The organism is Paenarthrobacter sp. NCHU4564 (assembly GCF_052156435.1).
Classification (GTDB): Bacteria; Actinomycetota; Actinomycetes; order Actinomycetales; family Micrococcaceae; genus Arthrobacter.
In genome coordinates this window covers 1-18790 of sequence record NZ_JBQLIS010000009.1, presented here as the reverse complement: position 1 = coordinate 18790, position 18790 = coordinate 1, and the positions used below count along the sequence as shown (strand labels likewise).

The following is an 18790-nucleotide window of genomic DNA, read 5'->3' as shown; positions in this document are numbered from 1 at the left end:
CGCAGCAGAGCGCGTTTTGAGCGCCCAAAACGCGCTCTGCTGCGACCCAGTTGGGGGAGGGGCGGAATGTGACGCCCGGGAGGGGGCAGTTTGGGCGGGGTCGGGCCCAGGAAGTGCACGTTCCTATAGGATTTGTGCATGCCTGAAGCTTCCCCGAGCTCCGTCCGTGCCGGCTTTCCCGTGAGCCGCCAAGTCCTTGCCGACCACGTCTATGAGGCACTTCTTGAGTGGCTGATGGACGGGAGGCTCGAGCCGGGAGCTGCCGTCAGCATCGATGGCATGGCGCGGGAACTCGAGGTTTCACCGACGCCCGTCCGGGAAGCGCTGGCCCGGCTTGAGCACACCGGCATGGTCCGCCGGGTGGCCCTCAAGGGATATCGCGTAGCCCCGGTGTTCACCCGTGAAGACTTCGCGGAGCTGATGGAAGCACGGCTTTCGATCGAGCCGGTCAACGCGCGCCTGGCGTGCTCACGGATGACGCCCGAGGGCCTGGACGCGCTGAAGCAGGCGGTCGAGGACCTGAAGACGGCTCCCCGTGGTGGGACCTTTGCCGAGTATCGCAGCTACCTTGAAGCCGACGAGCGGTTCCACCAACTCATCGCTGCCCAGGCCAGCAACCAGTTCCTCCTTGCCGCGTACAACACGCTCGGCGGGCAGATCCAGCGTTTCAGATTGTTCGGGGGAGTTGGCATCACTGATGCTGAGCAGGCCATCGCGGAACACCAGGCCGTGCTTGATGCCATGATCGGCGGGGATCCCGAGAAAGCAGCCCAAGCGATGATTGACCACGTGGAGCAAGTCCGGGGTCGCGCGATGGCGGACGCGCCGCAGGACTGACAAGCTCGAGCGCATTGATTGCGCACCCCTTTACGCCAAACGCACCGGATATGAACCGGTAGCGCACCCTTTCGCGCCCGGCGCATAGGTGGGTACAGGTGCGATCGGCGGTAGGAGATGCGCAGCAAACGACCCCACGCCGTGACCCTCTTCACAAGCATATGTATGACATATAGGATCTAGGAAGTTTCCAGCAAAGGGTTGACAGCTTGCCTTGATTCGTAAATCCTATAGGAAACAGGATTGCACGAAGGAGTGATTACTCATGGCGTACACCGCCGAAAACTGGCCCATCACCGCGGCCCTCCTGCAGTTCCCGGGCACGGATGCCTCGGGCCAGCAGGTCAACGACGCCGATGCTTCCGTTTGGGCCGCAGTCCTCCAGGAAGTCAAGGACGCAGGTTTCGCAAACGCAGACCTCACCGACAGCTGGGTCCGCCCAGGCGACCTCAGCAAGGAGCGCCTCGCAGAGTTCAAGCACACGGCAAAAGAGGTGGGCATCGGCGTTCCCGTCATCTCGGCGATCCGCCGCAGCGTCATCCACCAGCAGGACTGGGCTGACAACCTTGCCTATAGCCACCGCACCATCGATGCCGCTGCGGAACTTGGCTGCGAAGTCGTCTCTTTCGGCCTGCACCAGGCCATCACGCCGGAACAGCAGAAGCAGCTGTGGTTCTGGACCGTTGAGGGCTACAAGGATCCGGTCGGAGACAAGGAAGCCTGGAACAACGCCGTCACCCGCATCCGCGAACTTGGCCGGCACGCAGCCGAGGCCGGCATCCTGGTTTCCCTGGAGATGTACGAGGACACCTTCCTGGGCACCGGCGACTCGTCCGTGCAGCTCGTTCAGGACATTGGCCTTGACAATGTGGGCCTCAACCCGGACCTCGGCAACCTGATCCGTTTGCACCGGCCCATCGAGGACTGGCGTGAACTGGTCCACAAGACCCTGCCGTACTCCAACTACTGGCACATGAAGAACTACGTCCGCGACGAAGACGTGGCCCGCGACAGCTACATCGCCATGCCGTCCCCCATGGAGAGCGGCCTGATCAACTACCGCGAGGCGTTCAAGTTCGCTCTCTCCGTGGGCTTCCAAGGCATCCTCTGCGTAGAGCACTACGGCGGCGACGGTCTCAGCGTCACGGCCAGCAACCAGGACTACCTGCGCCGCCACATCCTCCCCAAGAAGGACGGGTACGCGCTGGGCCAGAGCAAGGTGGCCCAAGGACGCCAGCAGCCCGCCACCTCCGAGTTCGCCGGAGTCTGACCGCCATGACTCAGATCTTCGACAACCCGGCGGACTTCGCCGATGAGGCACTGGACGGCTTCGTGGCCGCCAACCGCAGCTACGTTGCCCGTGTTGACGGCGGCGTGGTCCGCTCGACGGAAATCCCCGCAGGCCAGGTCGCGTTGGTGATCGGCGGCGGTTCGGGACACTACCCGGCCTTCGCCGGCTTGGTGGGCCCTGGTATCGCGGCAGGCTCGGCGTGCGGCAACATGTTCGCCTCTCCCGCAGCCGGCCAGGTGTACCGCGTGGCCAAGGCGTCCAATGCAGGCGGGGGAGTGCTGCTGAGCTACGGCAACTACGCCGGCGACGTCCTCCACTTTGGCCAGGCCCAGTTGCGGCTGAATGCCGAGGGAATCGAAACCCGTACCGTCCTTGTTACTGATGACATCGCCAGCGCACCCCTCGACCAGATCGAGAAGCGCCGCGGCATCGCTGGCGACCTCACCGTGTTCAAGATTGCCGGAGCCGCAGCAGAAGCGGGACTGAACCTCGACGACGTCGAGCGTTTGGCCATCAAGACCAACTACCGCACGCGCTCGCTCGGTGTGGCCTTTGACGGCTGCACGTTGCCGGGCGCCAAGGACCCGCTGTTCCACGTTCCCGCGGGCCAGATGTCGCTCGGCCTGGGGATCCACGGCGAACCCGGCATCTCCGAGCACCCCATGCCCACAGCTTCCGAGCTTGCTGATCTCCTGGTGTCCAGGCTCCTCGCGGACAAGCCGGACGACGCAGGCGACCGTGTGGTGGCGATCGTCAACGGCCTGGGCACGGTCAAGTACGACGAACTCTTCCTGCTGTTCGGCAAGATCGAGAAGCTCCTCACCGCAGCCGGCCTCAAGGTTGTGGAGCCTGAGTGCGGCGAGCTGGTAACGAGCCTGGACATGTCCGGTTTGTCGCTGACGCTGTTGTGGCTGGATGACGAACTGGAGCAGTACTGGTCCGCGCCCGCCGACACGCCCGCCTTCCGCAAGGGAAGCATGGCACCTCGCGCACCCCGCACCGCTGCGTTGGCGGACGACGCCGAAACCTCCGAGAGCGAACAGCCCACCGAAGCCGCGGCTGACCTCGGGCGGCAGGCGGTGGCCGTGCTCGCGCAGGTGAGGGACGTCGTCGTCGAACATGAGGACGAACTCGGCAAGCTGGACGCGATCGCCGGCGACGGTGACCACGGCATCGGCATGCGCCGGGGCGTGGACGCTGCGGCCGCTGCCGCTCACGCAGCATCCGGTGCGTCGGTCGCGCGGGTCCTTCTGGAGGCCGGTGAAGCCTGGAGCGAAAGGGCCGGCGGAACGTCCGGTGCGCTGTGGGGTTCGGCCGTCATCGCTGCGGGGCAGGCGCTCGGCAACCGGGAGTCCTACGCAGCAGCCGACGCCCGGGCAGCCGTATCCGCATTCGCCAACGCCATCACCGAACTGGGCAAGGCTGACACCGGGGACAAGACCATGGTGGACGCCCTGCTGCCGTTCCGCGACACCTTCCTGGCAGAGCTCGACGGCGGTGCCCCGGTTGATCGGGCCCTGGCAGTGGCCGCCGCTGCGGCTGAGTCCGCTGCCGCGGCAACCGCGGACCTGCGGCCCCTCAAGGGCCGCGCCCGTCCACTGGCGGAGAAGAGCCTCGGACACCCGGACCCCGGAGCGGTTTCCTTTGGACTGATCGCGGCACGTATCTCGCAATTCATCGATTCACAACTGGCCCCTGCCGCCTTCACGGCACCGGCCGGAAACGGAGCAGAAGCATGAGTACAACCGAAGGCTGGCGGATCGTCGTCGGCAATGACGAGGCAGGCGTCGAGTACAAGAACGCCTTGAAAGCGTTGCTTGAAGCCGATCCCCGCGTAGCTTCCGTGACGGACGTGGGCGTTGGGGCGAATGACTCCACCGCCTACCCGCACGTCGCCGTCGATGCCGCACGCAAGGTGGCCGAAGGAGAAGCCGACCGTGCCTTGTTGATTTGCGGTACCGGCCTGGGTGTGGCCATCGCGGCCAACAAGGTCCCTGGCATCCGTGCGGTGACAGCCCACGACAGCTACTCTGTGGAACGCTCCGTACTGAGCAACAACGCCCAAGTCCTTACCCTCGGCCAGCGGGTGATTGGCCTTGAACTGGCCAAGAAGCTCGTGGGTGAATGGCTCGATCACCGCTTCGACCAGAACTCTGCGTCCGCCGCGAAGGTAGACGCGATCTGCTCCTACGAACCCGACTACACGAAGGCAGTCTGACCATGACGTCAACAGAAAACCAAGCCCGGAAGATCGCCGTCGTAGGATCCGGCTACATGGGCGGCGGCATCGCCCAGGTGCTGGCGCTCGGTGGCGCGCGCGTGGCGCTGGCAGACGTGTCCGCCGAAGTAGCGCAGAAGAACTACGACCGCTTGTTGGAAGAGTCCGACCAGTTCATTGCCGACGGTTTGTTCCCGGCGGGCTCCACCGAGATCCTGAAGCAGAACCTGTGGGCCGCCAAAGATATCGAAGAAGCCGTTGCCGACGCCGACTTCATTGAGGAAGCCGTTCCAGAGGTGCTTGAGATCAAGCACGCCACCCTGGCCAGGATCAGCGCTGCGGCCAAGCCGGACGCGCTGATCGGTTCCAATACGTCCACGATCTCCATTGCCGCTCTGGCTGAGGCAGTCACGGGTCCGGAACGGTTCCTGGGCGTTCACTTCTCCAATCCGTCGCCGTTCATCCCCGGCGTCGAAATCATTCCGCACGCCGGAACCTCCGTGGAAACAGTGTCCGCATCGCGGGACCTGGTGCACGCGGCCGGCAAGCAGACCGCCGTCGTGAAGGACGTCACCGGATTCGTCCTGAACCGGCTGCAGTACGCGCTGTTCCACGAAGCGGCGCAGCTGGTGGAGCAGGGGATCGCAACAGCGGACGACGTCGACACCCTGGTCCGTACGACGTTCGGCTTCCGCCTGCCGTTCTTTGGTCCGTTCGCCATCGCGGACATGGCCGGCCTGGATGTCTACAACTTCTGCTACAAGTCGCTGCAGACCGGGTTCCCGGAACGCTTTGCGACGCCGAAGATCCTGTCCGACCTGGTGGAAGCCGGCAAGCTCGGCACCAAGACCGGCGCTGGATTCCTCAACGTTCCGGCCGAGCGCACGCCGGAACTTATCGCTTACCGCAACAAGGCGTATGTGGCCATGCAGAAGCTCATTGAAGAGCTTGGCCCGGCACCGATCAACTAACACTTACAGGAGAAAACGCATGACTTTCCCCGCATCACGGACAGCTGTCGTTACGGGAGCTGTCTCGGAGCGTGGCATCGGCCGCGCAACCGTCAACTACCTTGCCGCGCAGGGCTGGAACATCGGCATCATCGACCTTGACGACGCCGCATGCAAGGCTGCAGCCAAGGAAATCGCCGCCGAGTACGGTGTCCAGGCGCACGGCGTGGGGGCCAACGTGGCCAGTGAAGCCGAGGTCCGCGCCGCCATCGACGAACTGGAAGCCGAACTGCCGCAGATCGTGGCGTTGGCCAACGTTGCCGGCGTCAGCTCGCCCATCGGCTACCTGGAACTCGAACCCGCCGAATGGGACCGCGTGCTCAGCATCAACCTCAACGGCGTGCACTTCGCTACCCGGCGCGCAGCCGAATCCATGGTCAAGAACGGCATCGGCCGCATCGTCAACATCTCCTCCGTCTCCGCGCAGCGCGGCGGTGGCACGTTCTCCAAGACCCCGTACTCAGTGGCGAAGGCAGGCGTCATCGGCCTGACCCGCGCAACGGCACGGGAACTGGGAGAGTACGACATCACCGTCAACGCGATCTCACCCGGCCCGATCGATACCGACATCATGGGCGGAACCTTGAGCGAGGAACGCAAGGACGAACTCGTCAAGGACCTCGTGGTGAACCGGGTCGGTTCCACCCGTGACATCGCCGCAGCCATCGCCTTCCTCATCAGCGAGGACGCCGGATACATCTCCGGCCAGACGCTGAATGTGGATGGCGGTCTGTACATGCACTAGGCGCAGACCATGCGGACCTGGACAAGAGAACGCAAGATCTACCTTGCCGTGGGCGTCCTTGCCTGCGCCGTGGGCCTCGTGCTCATTTTCTTCCCGCGCTGATTCACCCCTGCCAAAGGCCCTGCCTGGCTTTGTGCTGCCCTGGCGCGGCAGCTTCACCACAAACTGACTACCCCTGTGGTTACTCAAAGAGGAGTTTCAATGTCTGTTGCCACCAATTCCACCAAGGAGTTGCTGGAAACGCCGGTCCTGAAATCGGCCATTTCCAAGGCATCGCTGCGGCTGATGCCCATGCTTGTCATCCTGTACATCGTGGCCTTCCTTGACCGCACCAACGTTGGCTTCGCGGAGGCCGCGCTGGAAGTAGACCGGGGCATCACAGCGGGCGCCTACGCCCTGGGTGCCGGGATCTTCTTCATCGGGTATGCCCTGTTCGAGATTCCCAGCAACCTGCTGCTCACCAAGTTCGGCGCCAAGGTGTGGCTTGCCCGCATCGCCGTGACCTGGGGCATTGTTTCTGCCTGCTTCGCGTTCGTCCAGGGTGAGACGTCCTTCGTGATCCTGCGTTTCCTGCTCGGTGTCACCGAGGCCGGACTGTTCCCCGGCGTCATCATGTTCCTTGCTGCCTGGTTCCCCAACAAGGTCCGCGTCAAGATGTTCGCCATCTTCTACCTGGCACAGCCCTTCTCCCAGATGATGGGTGCACCGCTGTCCGGATGGCTGATCAACATCGGCGACCAGGTGCCCGGCGTCGCCGGATGGCAGGTCATGTTCTTCGTTGAAGGCATGCTGGCTGTCGTTGCCGGCGTCGCCGCCTACTTCTTCCTCATCAACAGCCCGCAGGACGCAAAGTTCCTCAGCAAGGAAGAGAAGAAAGCCCTGACCGACGTCATGGCGCTGGAAGACACCGTCAAGGAAGAATCCGGCCCGCGCGGCGTCCTGGCGTCCATGCGGAACGGCCGCGTCTGGTACTTCACCGTGATCTACTTCTGCCTGCAGGTTGCGGTGTACGGTGTCACGTTCTACCTTCCGCAGCAGGTCGCCCAGCTGACGGGACAAAAGGTGGGGCTCGCCGTCGGGCTCCTGGCCGCCATCCCGTGGTTCTTTGGCATCTTTGCCTGCTACTTCATCGGCAAGGCCGCCAACACTGTGGCGCGGCGCCGCCGCTGGGGCACGGCACTCTTCGTCTCCACCGGAATCTGCATCTTCGGTTCCGCGTGGGCCGGCGCCAACCACCTCCCGGCGGTGGGCATCATCTTCATCACCCTCGCCGTGTGCAGCTTCCTGTCCACCGGCCCCATCTGCTGGTCCTACCCGACAGCGTTCCTCACCGGTACTGCCGCCGCTGCGGGCATCGGCCTGATCAACTCCCTGGGCAACCTGGGCGGTTTCGTGGCTCCGATCCTCCGGACCACGGTCAACCAGGTCACGGCCTCAGACACAGGAACCATGGGCGTCTACGCGCTGGGTATCCTGCCGTTCGTCGCCGCAGTGATGATGTTCGGAACGCGCGCGTTCAGCAACAAGGCCGACGAGCTGCTGGGCAAGTGACATTCCTCAAAAGCGGGACCCAGTACATCGGGGTCAGCACCAAGATGTACCTCGGCTACGCGCAATCCCTGGCGTGGTTGCGACACCTGGTGAAAGAAGTGGACGCCCGTCCGGCCCTCGCGGCCGGACGGGTAGTCCCGTTTGTCATCCCGTCCTTCCCCGTGCTGCCGGACGCGTCCGACGTGGTGGCCGGTACGCCCCTGGTGCTCGGTGCGCAGAACTGCGGGTGGGAGGACGGGCCCTGGACAGGCGAGGTCTCCCCGTCGATGCTGGCCGAGCTGGGGGTGGGCCTTGTTGAAATCGGGCATGCCGAGCGGCGGCGCTGGTTCGGCGAGTCCGAGGCGATGATCGCACTCAAGGTGCGTGCCGCCGTCGAGCATGGTCTCACTCCCTTGCTGTGCGTCGGGGAGACCGAACGGGTGCCTCCGGCTGAAGCCGCGGCCTTTGTGTTCGGGCAGATTGAATCGGCAGTGTCCGGCGACTGGTCCCTCGCCGGGAAACTGGCTGTTGCCTACGAACCTGTATGGGCCATCGGTGCTGCGGAACCTGCCTCGGCGCAGTTCGTCTCTGATGTGGTGTCGCGGCTGCGTGGCCTGCTGGCCCCGCAGGACCTGGCCGGGCTGCCCATCATCTATGGGGGCTCTGCCAAGCCTGGGCTCCTTCCTCAGCTGGACGGGGTTTCCGGGCTGTTCCTGGGCCGCTTCGCGCACGATCCCGTGAACTTCGGCCGTGTGCTGGACGAAGCCCTGGCCCTCCCCAGCTAGGCCTCGCGTTTCCCCAAGCTAGCCCCCCGTTCTCCCAACTGGGTCGCACTTGTGCGCGTTTTCAGCGCTCATAACGCGCACAAGTGCGACCTACTTGGGTACTTAGGCGCGCTGGCAGAGGGCGATGAAGCCGCCCAGATTCTCCAGGCCTTCGGGATGTGTGGGCAGGTAGTTGGTCAGTTCGGGTGAACGCACGACGACGGCACGCCACTTCCCGCGCGACACCGCCACGTTGATCCGGTTGCGGGAGAGAAGAAATTCCATGCCCCGCGGAACTTCGTCGGCCGCCGAAGCGGCCATGGACGCGATGACCACCGGAGCCTCCTGGCCCTGGAATTTGTCCACCGTTCCCACCCGGACTGCGCCGAGCCCGGCGGCACGGAGCTGGTGCTTGATGAGTTGTACCTGGGCGTTGTAGGCCGCGACCACCAGAATGTCAGTCTCGGAGAGGGGGCGTGGGGCGGCTTCCTCTTCGGAGGGATCCAGCCACGTGAGGCCCACATGGGCTTGCACCTGGCGCACCACCTCTGCGGCCTCTTCCGGGGATGACGTGGAGTTGCCGGTGTGGTGTACATAGACGCACGAAACCCCGGGCTGTGCAGCGTCGAGGTGTCGCTTTGACGCAGCCGGTGCCGCCTCGAGCCGGCCATCGTAGGACAGGGCGGACACGGCATCGCACAGCGCAGGATGCATCCGCCACGAGAGTGCCAGGAAGTAGCCGAGCTCCGGTGGCAGGGTGTTGTAGCCGTCCGAGAGCCAGCCCAAAGCGGATTCATCAACCGGCTCGGGATGTGTTCCCTGGGTAACCTGTGGCAGTTGCTGGGGATCGCCCAACAGCAGGAGGCGCTTGGCGGCGCGGCTCACGGCCATGGTATTGGCGAGCGAGAACTGCCCGGCCTCGTCGATGACCAGCAGATCCAGTGATCCCTCCGGCACGGTGGCGCCCACCATGGTCCACGCGGTTCCACCGATCAGGGCACCCCCGGGTTTGGCAAGGACGCTTTCGACATCTGCCTTGGCGCATTGCTTCCACGGCAGGGGGTCGTTGTGTTTGACTTCCTTGGCCACCCTCTGCGGATCGACTCCGGCTTTCTCCACGGCAGCGCAGAGCATATGTTCCACCACGGCGTGTGATTGCGCCACGACGCCCACCTTCCAGCCCTCGGCCACCAGCCGGGCCAAAACGTGGGCCCCCACGTAGGTCTTCCCGCTGCCCGGAGGTCCCTGGACGGCAAGGTAGGAGTTGTCCAAATCCTTGACGGCTGCCGTGATCGCTTCGATGTAGCCGTCCGGTCCGGATGGTACGGGCGGCAACTCGCTTAGCGTGCGCAGCCTGGGTGGCTTCCTACGGACCAGATCCAGCGCAGGGTGGTCCGGCCACTCCGGCAGGGTGCTACGTAGGCGGGTGGCCAGAGCGGCCAACGCGGCCTTTTGGCCGGTGGTGGGTATGGGACTGTCCGGCGTCAGTGCCATGGGAAGCTGGTTGAATTCTGCTGAGTCTTTGCGGAGGGGCTCGCAGATGGTGACCGACTCCAGGTCCCCTTCGTCGCCTACGTCGAGGACCTCTGTGTTGTTCCACCCCGCCCTGCCGAGCGCTGCGGATTCCTTGGCCGCCAAAGCGTCGGGCAGGGGAGGGCCGTACATGCGGAAGTAGGTCTTGCCCGGCTCCAGCCCGGCACCGTCCCCGGAACGGCCAACGAGTTTGACGATCCTTGCCGGCTGTTTGCGGGGGCTTGGCTTGGCCCAGTCCTTCGCTACCTCAGCGTGGTCCACAATGAACAAATCCCGCCCGTCCTCCCACTGCGAGGTGGGTTTCTCAAGGCGATCAAAATGGCCCCACCAGTACTGTTTGTCCTCCCGGCGGTGATACCCAACTCCTGCTGCCACGATGGCAATGGCCCGCGCATCCGTTGAGGCACGCTGGTCCTCCGGCAACCCGTCAAGGTAGTGGAACAGCGCCTGTTCCTCCGGTGCGGCTTGGTACTTGTCCTCCTCCGGTGGGGGCCCGGAATCCTCCGACGCGGCATCAGCCCCACCGGGAACAATGCCCCGCTCCGCGGCCCGGGCCAGAAGCCAGTTGCGCAGTTCCAGGGTGGAGAGGCAGTCGTACTCGTTGTAGTCGCGGATGCTTTCCAGGATGGCTGCTGCCTGCTCCGCTTGTCCGGTGTCCCGTGCCGTGCAGTAGTCGGCGTAGGCAACCACGGAGGCGCCGGCGTCGGTCACGTCACCGGACCGCAAGTGCCGGCCCATGTACAGGGGCTCGAGTTTCTTGATGCTGTAGGAGTTCTCCGACACCCGGAGGCTGTGCCGGACGGTGTCATACAGGTCCACCAGGACGCCCTGGCGCAGGAGGTCGTCGACGGCGGCCTCACCCACCACATGTGTCAGTGACAGGTTCCGAAGGGCGGTTTTCTCGTAGGCGGCGTAGTGGTAGATGTGCATGCCAGGGTACTGCGCCCGGCGCTTGGCAACGTAGTCCAGGAAGTCGACGAAGGCTTGCCCCTCTTCAGGCCGGGAGTGCGCCCAGAACGGCCGGAACACTGGTATTGCCCCGGGTTCGGCGGGGTTTTCGATGATCCCGAACAAGTACTCCAGTCCCCATTTGCCGGTTACCGGGTCCTGCCAGAGGGGGTCGCCTTCAAAATCGAAGAAGATATCTCCCGGATCAGGATCGGGCAGCCTGCCCAGGGTGTTGTCCGGCAGGATCTTGTAGCTCACGGTCTTGGCCGTACCCGCTTTGTCCGTGTAGTTGACCGTTCCGTCCGGATTCCCGGTGCCGGTCTGGAGCTGGGCCTGTTCGCGGAGCCGCAGGAGGGTGTGGTCACCCTCCTGGGGAAGGGCCGCCAGTTGGTCGATGGTGGTGACGCCGGACTCGATCAGCTTCTTCCTCCGGCTCAGGCGCATGCCCGCCACCATCAGAAGGTCTCGATGCAGCAGGACCTGCTCGGCACAGAAATCGCAGCGGCCGCACGCGGTATAGCGGGGATCTCCCCACTGGACCGGGCCGGATGCGGCAACATGCTCTACCGTCATTCTGAGGAACCGGTCCCGGCGTTCCCGGAAAACAGGCAGGATCTCCAACAAAGGGTGGTCCGAGTGGACCCGGTTGCCCAGGACCAACGTCACGGTCGGGTCAGGCATGATCCCGGCCTTGAGGAGCTGATCGCCATAAGCTGCCAACTGCAGCAACGCAGTGACCTTGGCGTGCCGGGCCAGTTTGGTGTCGAACACAGCGTATGTGCCGCCCGGTTTCCTGACCAGGAAGTCGGAGCGTCCGTGGAATTGTCCGTCGAAGAACGCAGCCTGGAATACGATGTCCGCCCCGGACCGCAGGGCGTCGATGGATTCCGCGTGCTTGGCCGAAAGGCTGGCGCGGTCCATCGCGGTGGCGGGTTCGACGTCGTACACGCCTTTTCCAGTAGCCGCATCCCAAGGCCCGAACTCGGCGATGAAGTCGTCCAAAACACGGTGTTCGTGAAGATCGCCCAGCTTGGCGGTGCGTTCCAGCATGGCGTCCTTGGCGAAATCCGGGGCTGGCGAGCGTCCCAGTTTCACGTCCAGTGTGCGCAGCAGCTGGTACTCGCAGGTGGCAGCTATGACGAGGTCGCTGGCCGAATAGACTAGGTCCTGCGGTGCGTCCGCCGCTTCCGGATCGAGGAAGAACACGGTGACCTACTCCTTATCCAAGCAAAGCTGAAACCCTTGCAGCCAAGCTATCAGCGGCCACCGACGTATTTAGCGTGCGGTGCCTCTAGACTGCCCCCATGACGCAAGGAACCCACACTACGGACCCCGCCTTCGAAGCAGCTTTCGAGGCAGCTTTTGAGGCAGCACAGAAGAGCCTGCGGGAAGGCGGCATCCCGATCGGAGCCGCTTTGGCGCGAGGCGGTGAAATTATCGCCAGCGGCCACAACGAGCGGGTACAGAACGGCGACCCGATCGCCCACGGCGAGATGTCAGCCCTGCGGGCAGCAGGGCGTCAAAAGAGCTACAGGGACACCACCCTTTACACCACGCTGGCTCCCTGTGCCATGTGTACCGGGACCATTATCCAGTTCAAGATCCCGCGCGTCGTGGTGGGGGAGGCTGAGACCTTCCCCGGCGAATTCGACCTCCTGCGCTCCAGAGGCGTTGAGGTGCTGGTCCTCAACGACCCCCGGTGCGTGGACATGATGCGGACCTTCCAGCGCGAACGCCCCGAACTGTGGGCGGAGGACATCGCCGAGTAGCGGCCATCGCGTGGAAGACCAGTGGTAAAGGTGCGACGGCGGCACCAAGGGCGGGGTGCCGCCGTCGCCGGCTGCTGGGAGCCACATGTCAAAGAGTCATCCGACGACTATTTGGCAGGCTTCCCTGGAGCCGACCGGCGGGAACGGGCCGCCGGAGTGGAAGGGATCAGTTCTTTGACCTGGGCCACCACGGTGGGGTTGGCACCCCGGCTGCCCAGGTCCTTGGCCAGTTTCTCCACCTCGGACTTCGCTGCAGCAGCATCGTCCGCCATGACATGCAATCCGGTCCGCAGCTCCACCAGGTTCCGGTAGGCGATGTTGTTCGCCGCGCCTCCGCCTTCCCGGTAGCTGGCAAGCCCCGGGTCGGTCAGGGCGAGTGCCCGTTCCGGGTCGGCGCTGTGGTGCTTGACAAGCTTTGCTTCCTTCCGGCGGTAGAAGTCGTCTCCCACGGACTGCGCGACGGCGGTCGCGGCCTTGACGCCCAAAGGCTCGCCGCCGAAACGCTCGGCTGCCTCGGTCAGGGTATCCAGGCCCTTGCTCAGGTACGGGGACATGGACCCTTCGAAAGCGAGGGTGAGACCGACCTCGCGGGTGAAGAATACAGGAGCGAAGCGGTCCTCTTCCCGGGTGACAGGGAAACCAACGCGCAGCGGCAAGGTGTTCGACGCCTGGACGATGCCGTCAGTGGAGTACACGGCCCGGACCAGGTACTGGCCCGGCTCGTCGAAGGCGAATCCTTCAACGCCAAAAGCCAGCTGGACCAATTCGCTGTACCGGTCGCTGCCGTCGCTGTCCCCACCCGCCGGTGCCAGGGTCACCGGTTCCGGAAGGCCGTAGAAGCACACCACGGATTCGTGGAGCACCACGGTGCCATTGGGCTTCTGCACGTACACGGTGGTATTTCCAAAACGCGGATCAAGCCGCCCGTCCACCAGCAGTGGAGCGTCGCTGGTGTTCCTCAGTCGGAATTCGATCGCCACCGGCTCCATGTAGTCGAAATGGGGCTTGGAGGACAGCATCAGTTCCACATCGCTGCCGGGACCGGAGACCGTCATGGACCCGGCCGGGGATTCCAGGTGGCCGCCGGACGCCCATGGATCGCCGCCCATGATCACGGCGGCTCGATCCCCGTGGCGCAGGTGGAGCAACTCGTCGTCGTCGAAGCGGAACCTGAAGTTGCCCCAGAAGGTATCTGCGCCGTTGCGCTGGTCGTACTTCCAGTCGTAGTTCATCCAGGAGAGGGAATCGGGCCGCGCCTTGTCCCAGGCGTGCAGGTAGTTGAAAGCGTGGCCGGCCTCGTGGACCCAGGTGTACAGGAAGTGGCGCATTGCCCATGCCTGGTCCTGGGTGGTGGGGGTGATCACCAGGTTGGTGAACCACGAATGGTTGCGGAACACTGCGAAGCCCTGCCTGTCCGGTCCGCGGCCGGCACCGCCAAAACCGGCGGCGGCGTCGAACATGATGCCACCCACCCCGGCATTGTCAAAGATGCCGGCCTGGATGCCCCACATGTTCCACGCCGGCCAGCCGGAGGTGAACTTGCCGAACGAGGTTTCCATGGCGTCGTGCAGTTCACCGACGCTCCAGGACGAGAAGCCGGCAGCACTGTCATCAATCACCGTGTGGACGGGATCCACCGTGACCGCCACTCCGGCGTCGCGGTAGGCGGACTCGATCGTGATGGTGCGGTTGGAAAGGTCGGCCGGCCTGTTGTTGTGGAGGTGCGTGTTGTACACGGGGACCTTGGGCTCGGAATCCACCGAGGCGCAGTAATCCAACTCAAGATTGATATCGCGGAAGCAGTCCGAGCGGTACTCGCAGGCGTATGGCTGGCCCGCTGTGCCCCCGCTGGTGAAGGTTGCCACAGCCCCGGTGATCGCGCCTTGCGACCAGGACACCACGATCTTCACAGTGGTGGCCGGATGGGTTCCTTTCCAGTAGCGGACAGTTCCGGTGATGTGGGCGTTGCACCTGGTGATGCTGACCGTCGGCCTGTCCACGATCCACGATTCCACATACGTCTTCACCAGCTGGAACCGTCCACCCACACGGACGAACCGGGTGCTGTAGAAGTCGCCGCTGACTTTGTTCAGGACAGGGCCCTCCAGGTTCCTTCGTGGATCGATATCCAGGCGCAAATCCAGGGAACTGCCGATCAGGGCAGCACCTCCCTGGCGGCCTTCGTACCTGCCGCTGATTGCTGTGGACCGCCAGCACCGCCACCAGTCTTCCGGTGGCCACGGAACAGGACCGTGCGGCAGGGGCGAAGGATCAGGAAGGGGAAAGGGGCCAGGGCCCGGTGGGACCGGCGGGAGCGGCGGTACGGGAAGGGGGCCGTCGGGGACAGGTGTGAATTGGGATCCGGGGACGTTGGGGGAGTCCATGGGGGTTCTTTCTCGCGCTGGAATCACATGTGCGTTCGCCTGGGAGTTCGCTCAGGCGGCATGCCGGTTCCGGGCAGGGGGTGCGAATGTGGAAGCCCTTACGAGTCAAGGATGGCCAGTGCCCAGAAGCCGTGCGTAACCCGAAAATGAGGATACTCCAGCGAATGGAATATATCCAGAGGGGTTGCGGAATTTTCTCCCCTCCGGGATGTTCCGGCCGCTGGTCAGCGGTAGCAGCCAAGCGTAGGCTGGCATGTATCGGCGCAGGAGCCGAAGGACCCCGCGTCGATGAATCCCAATCGATGAAGGAGGACCCATGAGTGTCGTACGCGAATTCATGACAACGGATGCCCAATGTATCCCGGAAGACAGGACTCTCCAGGAAGCCGCCCGCATGATGAGGGATCTGGACTGCGGTTCACTCCCGATCTGCGGCATGGACGGCAAGCTCACCGGCTTCATCACCGACCGCGACATCGTGGTCAAGTGCCTGGCCGAGGGCAAGGATGCACGCGAAGTCCGTGCCAGCGAACTCGCTACCGGCAAGCCCTACTGGATCGACGCGGACGCCAACGTTGACGAGGCCATCTCCATGATGGAGGAGCACCAGGTGCGCCGGCTTCCTGTCATCAGCGACCACAAGCTGGTAGGCATCATCAGCCAGGGCGACATCGCCAGGAACTACTCGGAACAGCGCGTGGGCGAAATGGTGGAGCACATCTCCGCCAAGGAGCACATGCACCACTGAGGCGTCCGCCGTCGTTGAGGCCCTGGGGCAGTCAACCATCCGGCCCAAACCCATGAATCCAGCCGCCGCGAAGCGCTCCCCGTCAGAGGAACGCCTCGCGGCCCGTTCCTTCACGCAACACCAGCCCGCCCTCCTCGATGGAGACGATCAGGCTCTTGGGTTTTCCCGCCAGCTTCCTGGTGGCGCTGAGATTCCTGCTGCTGACCTCCACGCCCACGGTGGCGCCCTTGGCCGGCAGCTCCACTGTCAATTCATCGGCCATGCCCAGCAGCATCTTGGTGGAAACGTTCCGCTGGGACACGGCTTCCTTGCCGTTGACGGTCACCGACACGTCATCGGACTCGAACCCGTCCTGGAGGATGATCAGCAGTTCCTGCATGCTCCAACTACAGCACCAAGACCCCGTTCCGGATAGGCCCTGTGCTGCCCCGACCTGAAAACTGTCAGCCGGGTAAGGCAAACTGTCATGGTGACTGAACTACTCCACACAGACGCTGCCATCTATGAACTGATCGCCAAGGAACTTGGTGTCAAAGCCTGGCAGGTCAAGGCCGCCGTGGAACTGCTCGACGCCGGATCCACCGTTCCGTTCATCGCCCGCTACCGTAAGGAAGCCACCGGGACGCTGGATGACACCCAACTGCGGGACCTGGAAGAACGGCTCCGCTACCTGCGGGAGCTTGAAGAACGCCGCAAGAGCGTCCTCGAAGCGATCGAAGCCCAAGGCAAGCTGACCCCGGAACTGCGTGCCGCCGTCGTGGGCGCAGACACCAAGGCGCGGCTGGAAGACATTTACCTGCCCTTCAAGTCCAAGCGACGCACCAAAGCGCAGATAGCCCGCGAAGCCGGGCTGGAGCCGCTGGCCGACGCGCTGCTGGCAAACCCCCGGCTGGACCCCGTGACGGAAGCCGCCAAGTACCTCAACGCAGAGCACGCGGTGGAGGACTCTGCGGCAGCGCTCGCCGGTGCCCGGGCAATCCTGGTGGAGCGCGTGGCCCAGGATCCCGACCTCGCTGAGGACCTGCGTGAACGCCTGTGGAAGCAGGGACGCATGGTGTCCCGCGTCAAGAAGGGGATGGAAAGCGAAGGCCAGAAGTTCAAGGACTACTTCGACTTCACCCAGGTCCCGTCCGGAATGCCGTCGCACCGCGTGCTTGCCCTCTTGCGCGGCGAAAAGGACGGTGTCCTGGAGTTGGACCTCGCCGAGGCAGATCCCGCGGACGACGACGCCCTGGCCGCCGCCCGCACCAGGTACGAGAACGCTGTGGCCAAGTGCCTTGGAGTCGCCAACCAGGGCCGCCCCGCTGACCTGTGGCTGACACAGACGGCACAGCTCGCGTGGCGCGGACGCATTCTGGACCGGCTCACCACCGACCTTCGCGGTCGTCTCTTCGCCGACGCCGAGGATGAGGCCGTCCGTGTCTTCGCTGCCAACCTCCGGGACGTCCTGTTGGCCGCTCCCGCCGGCAACCGGGCCACGCTGGGGCTCGACCCCGGGCTCCGGACCGGCGTCAAGGTGGCTGTGGTGGACGGCACGGGCAAAGTGGTTGCCACGGACACCATCTATCCGCACGCGCCGGCGAAGAAGTGGGACGAGGCTTTGGCCACGTTGGCACGCTTGGCCAGGCAGCACAGCGTGGAACTGGTGGCCATCGGCAACGGCACAGCTTCGCGGGAAACGGACAAGCTGGCAACGGAGCTCATCAAGTCCCTCGATGCCGCAGGCATGCCAGGGGTGCAGAAGCTGGTGGTCTCGGAGGCCGGCGCATCTGTGTATTCCGCGTCGGCACTGGCTGCCTCCGAGCTTCCGGGCATGGACGTTTCGCTCCGCGGCGCGGTTTCCATTGCGCGCCGCCTGCAGGATCCCTTGGCGGAACTGGTCAAGATCGAACCCAAGTCGATCGGCGTGGGGCAGTACCAGCACGATGTCACGGCGGCCAAGCTCGACCGTTCGCTCGATGCCGTGGTGGAAGACTGCGTGAATGCCGTGGGCGTGGACGTCAACACCGCCTCCCCGGCGCTCCTGAGCCGCGTGGCAGGTGTTGGTCCGCTGCTCAGCGAGAACATCGTGGCCTACCGGAATGAGAACGGTCCCTTCGGCAAGCGCAGCGACCTGAAGAAGGTACCCCGGCTGGGGGCCAAGGCGTTTGAACAGTGCGCGGGATTCCTCCGGATCACTGGCGGGGCAGAGCCGCTCGATGCCTCCAGCGTTCACCCGGAAGCCTACTCAGTCGCTCGAAAAATCCTGGTTGCTGCCGGCGGTGGTCCAGCCACGTCCCTGGATCCGCAGGCTTTTGTTGATGGAACCTTCGGGTTGCCGACGGTCAAGGACATCATGTCCGAGCTCGAAAAGCCCGGCCGTGACCCCCGTCCTGCCTTCAAGGCAGCCTCGTTCTCCGAGGGGATCGAGAAGATCTCGGACCTGGTGCCCGGCATGATCCTGGAAGGTACGGTGACCAACGTTGCCGCGTTCGGTGCCTTTGTGGATGTCGGCGTACACCAGGACGGACTCGTCCACGTTTCTGCCCTGTCCAACAAGTTCGTCTCCGATCCACGCGAGATCGTGAAGTCCGGCCAGGTGGTAAGGGTCAAGGTGCTCGAAGCCGATCCGGAGCGCAAGCGCATCTCGTTGACGTTGAGGCTCGACGACGAACCCGGTACCGCCGGGCGTGGTGCGGGTGGACGGAGCGCAGGCGAACGTGACAGCGGCCAGCGCGGGAATGGCCAGCGTGGGCAGGGCCAGCGCAAGCAGGGTGATAACAGGCAGGGCGACCGTCGGCAGGGCCAGGGCAACCCGCGCACCGGTAGCCCCCGCCAAGGCAGTCCCGCGCCGGCGGACACGGCCATGGCCGAAGCCCTCCGACGCGCCGGCCTCGGCAAATAACACCGCCCCAGCCCACAGATACCCACCCCTCACCCAAGTAGGTCGCAGTTGTGCGCGTTTTGAGGGCTCATAACGCGCTTAACTGCGACCCAGTTGGGGAAGCCCGGGGCTTAGTGGCCCTGAAATGCC

General features: G+C 64.4%; 14 protein-coding genes. 11 read left to right on the top strand and 3 right to left on the bottom strand.

The features are described 5' to 3' along the window. Nucleotides 1-138 precede the first annotated feature (138 nt). The 8 genes from ACSVIE_RS11085 to ACSVIE_RS11050 all read left to right on the top strand — a co-directional run bounded on the left by ACSVIE_RS11085 (nucleotide 139) and on the right by ACSVIE_RS11050 (nucleotide 8416). Entirely contained in the window at nucleotides 139-837 is a 699-nt protein-coding gene (locus ACSVIE_RS11085; RefSeq protein WP_426006283.1) for a GntR family transcriptional regulator, read from the top strand. Between the two features lie 265 nt (nucleotides 838-1102). Then, nucleotides 1103-2107 (top strand): sugar phosphate isomerase/epimerase family protein, encoded by a 1005-nt coding sequence (locus ACSVIE_RS11080; RefSeq protein WP_442423850.1) that lies wholly within the window; start codon nucleotides 1103-1105, stop codon nucleotides 2105-2107. A gap of 5 nt (nucleotides 2108-2112) precedes the next feature. Then, nucleotides 2113-3867, top strand: a complete 1755-nt coding sequence (gene dhaL, locus ACSVIE_RS11075) for a dihydroxyacetone kinase subunit DhaL (protein WP_442423849.1) — start codon at nucleotides 2113-2115, stop codon at nucleotides 3865-3867. Next, the gene (locus ACSVIE_RS11070) at nucleotides 3864-4346 is read left to right on the top strand and encodes a ribose-5-phosphate isomerase (RefSeq protein WP_426006288.1); all 483 of its coding nucleotides are present in this window, start codon (nucleotides 3864-3866) and stop codon (nucleotides 4344-4346) included. The genes dhaL and ACSVIE_RS11070 overlap by 4 nt, the downstream gene beginning before the upstream one ends. Nucleotides 4347-4348: 2 nt before the next feature. After that, on the top strand, nucleotides 4349-5317 hold the full coding sequence (locus ACSVIE_RS11065; protein WP_442423848.1) for a 3-hydroxyacyl-CoA dehydrogenase family protein: 969 nt from the start codon (nucleotides 4349-4351) through the stop codon (nucleotides 5315-5317). Nucleotides 5318-5336: 19 nt separating this feature from the next. Further along, nucleotides 5337-6101 carry an SDR family NAD(P)-dependent oxidoreductase gene (locus ACSVIE_RS11060; RefSeq protein ID WP_442423847.1) on the top strand — a complete coding sequence of 255 codons (765 nt, stop codon included), beginning with the start codon at nucleotides 5337-5339 and terminating at the stop codon, nucleotides 6099-6101. A 201-nt stretch (nucleotides 6102-6302) separates the two neighbouring features. Continuing rightward, nucleotides 6303-7652 (top strand): MFS transporter, encoded by a 1350-nt coding sequence (locus ACSVIE_RS11055; protein WP_442423846.1) that lies wholly within the window; start codon nucleotides 6303-6305, stop codon nucleotides 7650-7652. Then, on the top strand, nucleotides 7649-8416 hold the full coding sequence (locus tag ACSVIE_RS11050) for a triose-phosphate isomerase family protein (protein ID WP_442423845.1): 768 nt from the start codon (nucleotides 7649-7651) through the stop codon (nucleotides 8414-8416). Before ACSVIE_RS11055 ends, ACSVIE_RS11050 begins: the two co-directional genes overlap by 4 nt. Before the next feature lie 102 nt (nucleotides 8417-8518). Here the strand turns inward: ACSVIE_RS11050 and ACSVIE_RS11045 are convergent, their stop codons facing one another. Beyond that, the gene (locus ACSVIE_RS11045) at nucleotides 8519-12082 is read right to left on the bottom strand and encodes a TM0106 family RecB-like putative nuclease (protein ID WP_442423844.1); all 3564 of its coding nucleotides are present in this window, start codon (nucleotides 12080-12082) and stop codon (nucleotides 8519-8521) included. Nucleotides 12083-12180: 98 nt separating this feature from the next. Between ACSVIE_RS11045 and ACSVIE_RS11040 the strand changes: the two genes are divergently transcribed. Continuing rightward, a complete protein-coding gene (locus ACSVIE_RS11040) occupies nucleotides 12181-12645 on the top strand; it encodes a nucleoside deaminase (RefSeq protein ID WP_426006295.1) in 465 nt (154 codons plus the stop codon). A gap of 107 nt (nucleotides 12646-12752) precedes the next feature. On the opposite strand, the gene ACSVIE_RS11035 is transcribed toward ACSVIE_RS11040, so the two are convergent. Continuing rightward, nucleotides 12753-15029 carry a hypothetical protein gene (locus tag ACSVIE_RS11035; RefSeq protein ID WP_442423843.1) on the bottom strand — a complete coding sequence of 759 codons (2277 nt, stop codon included), beginning with the start codon at nucleotides 15027-15029 and terminating at the stop codon, nucleotides 12753-12755. 316 nt (nucleotides 15030-15345) lie between these two features. Between ACSVIE_RS11035 and ACSVIE_RS11030 the strand changes: the two genes are divergently transcribed. Next, nucleotides 15346-15777, top strand: a complete 432-nt coding sequence (locus ACSVIE_RS11030; protein WP_426006297.1) for a CBS domain-containing protein — start codon at nucleotides 15346-15348, stop codon at nucleotides 15775-15777. 82 nt (nucleotides 15778-15859) lie between these two features. On the opposite strand, the gene ACSVIE_RS11025 is transcribed toward ACSVIE_RS11030, so the two are convergent. Beyond that, the gene (locus ACSVIE_RS11025; RefSeq protein ID WP_426006298.1) at nucleotides 15860-16156 is read right to left on the bottom strand and encodes a hypothetical protein; all 297 of its coding nucleotides are present in this window, start codon (nucleotides 16154-16156) and stop codon (nucleotides 15860-15862) included. 87 nt (nucleotides 16157-16243) lie between these two features. On the opposite strand from ACSVIE_RS11025, the gene ACSVIE_RS11020 reads away from it, so the two are divergent. After that, entirely contained in the window at nucleotides 16244-18661 is a 2418-nt protein-coding gene (locus tag ACSVIE_RS11020; RefSeq protein ID WP_442423842.1) for a Tex family protein, read from the top strand. Nucleotides 18662-18790 lie beyond the last annotated feature (129 nt).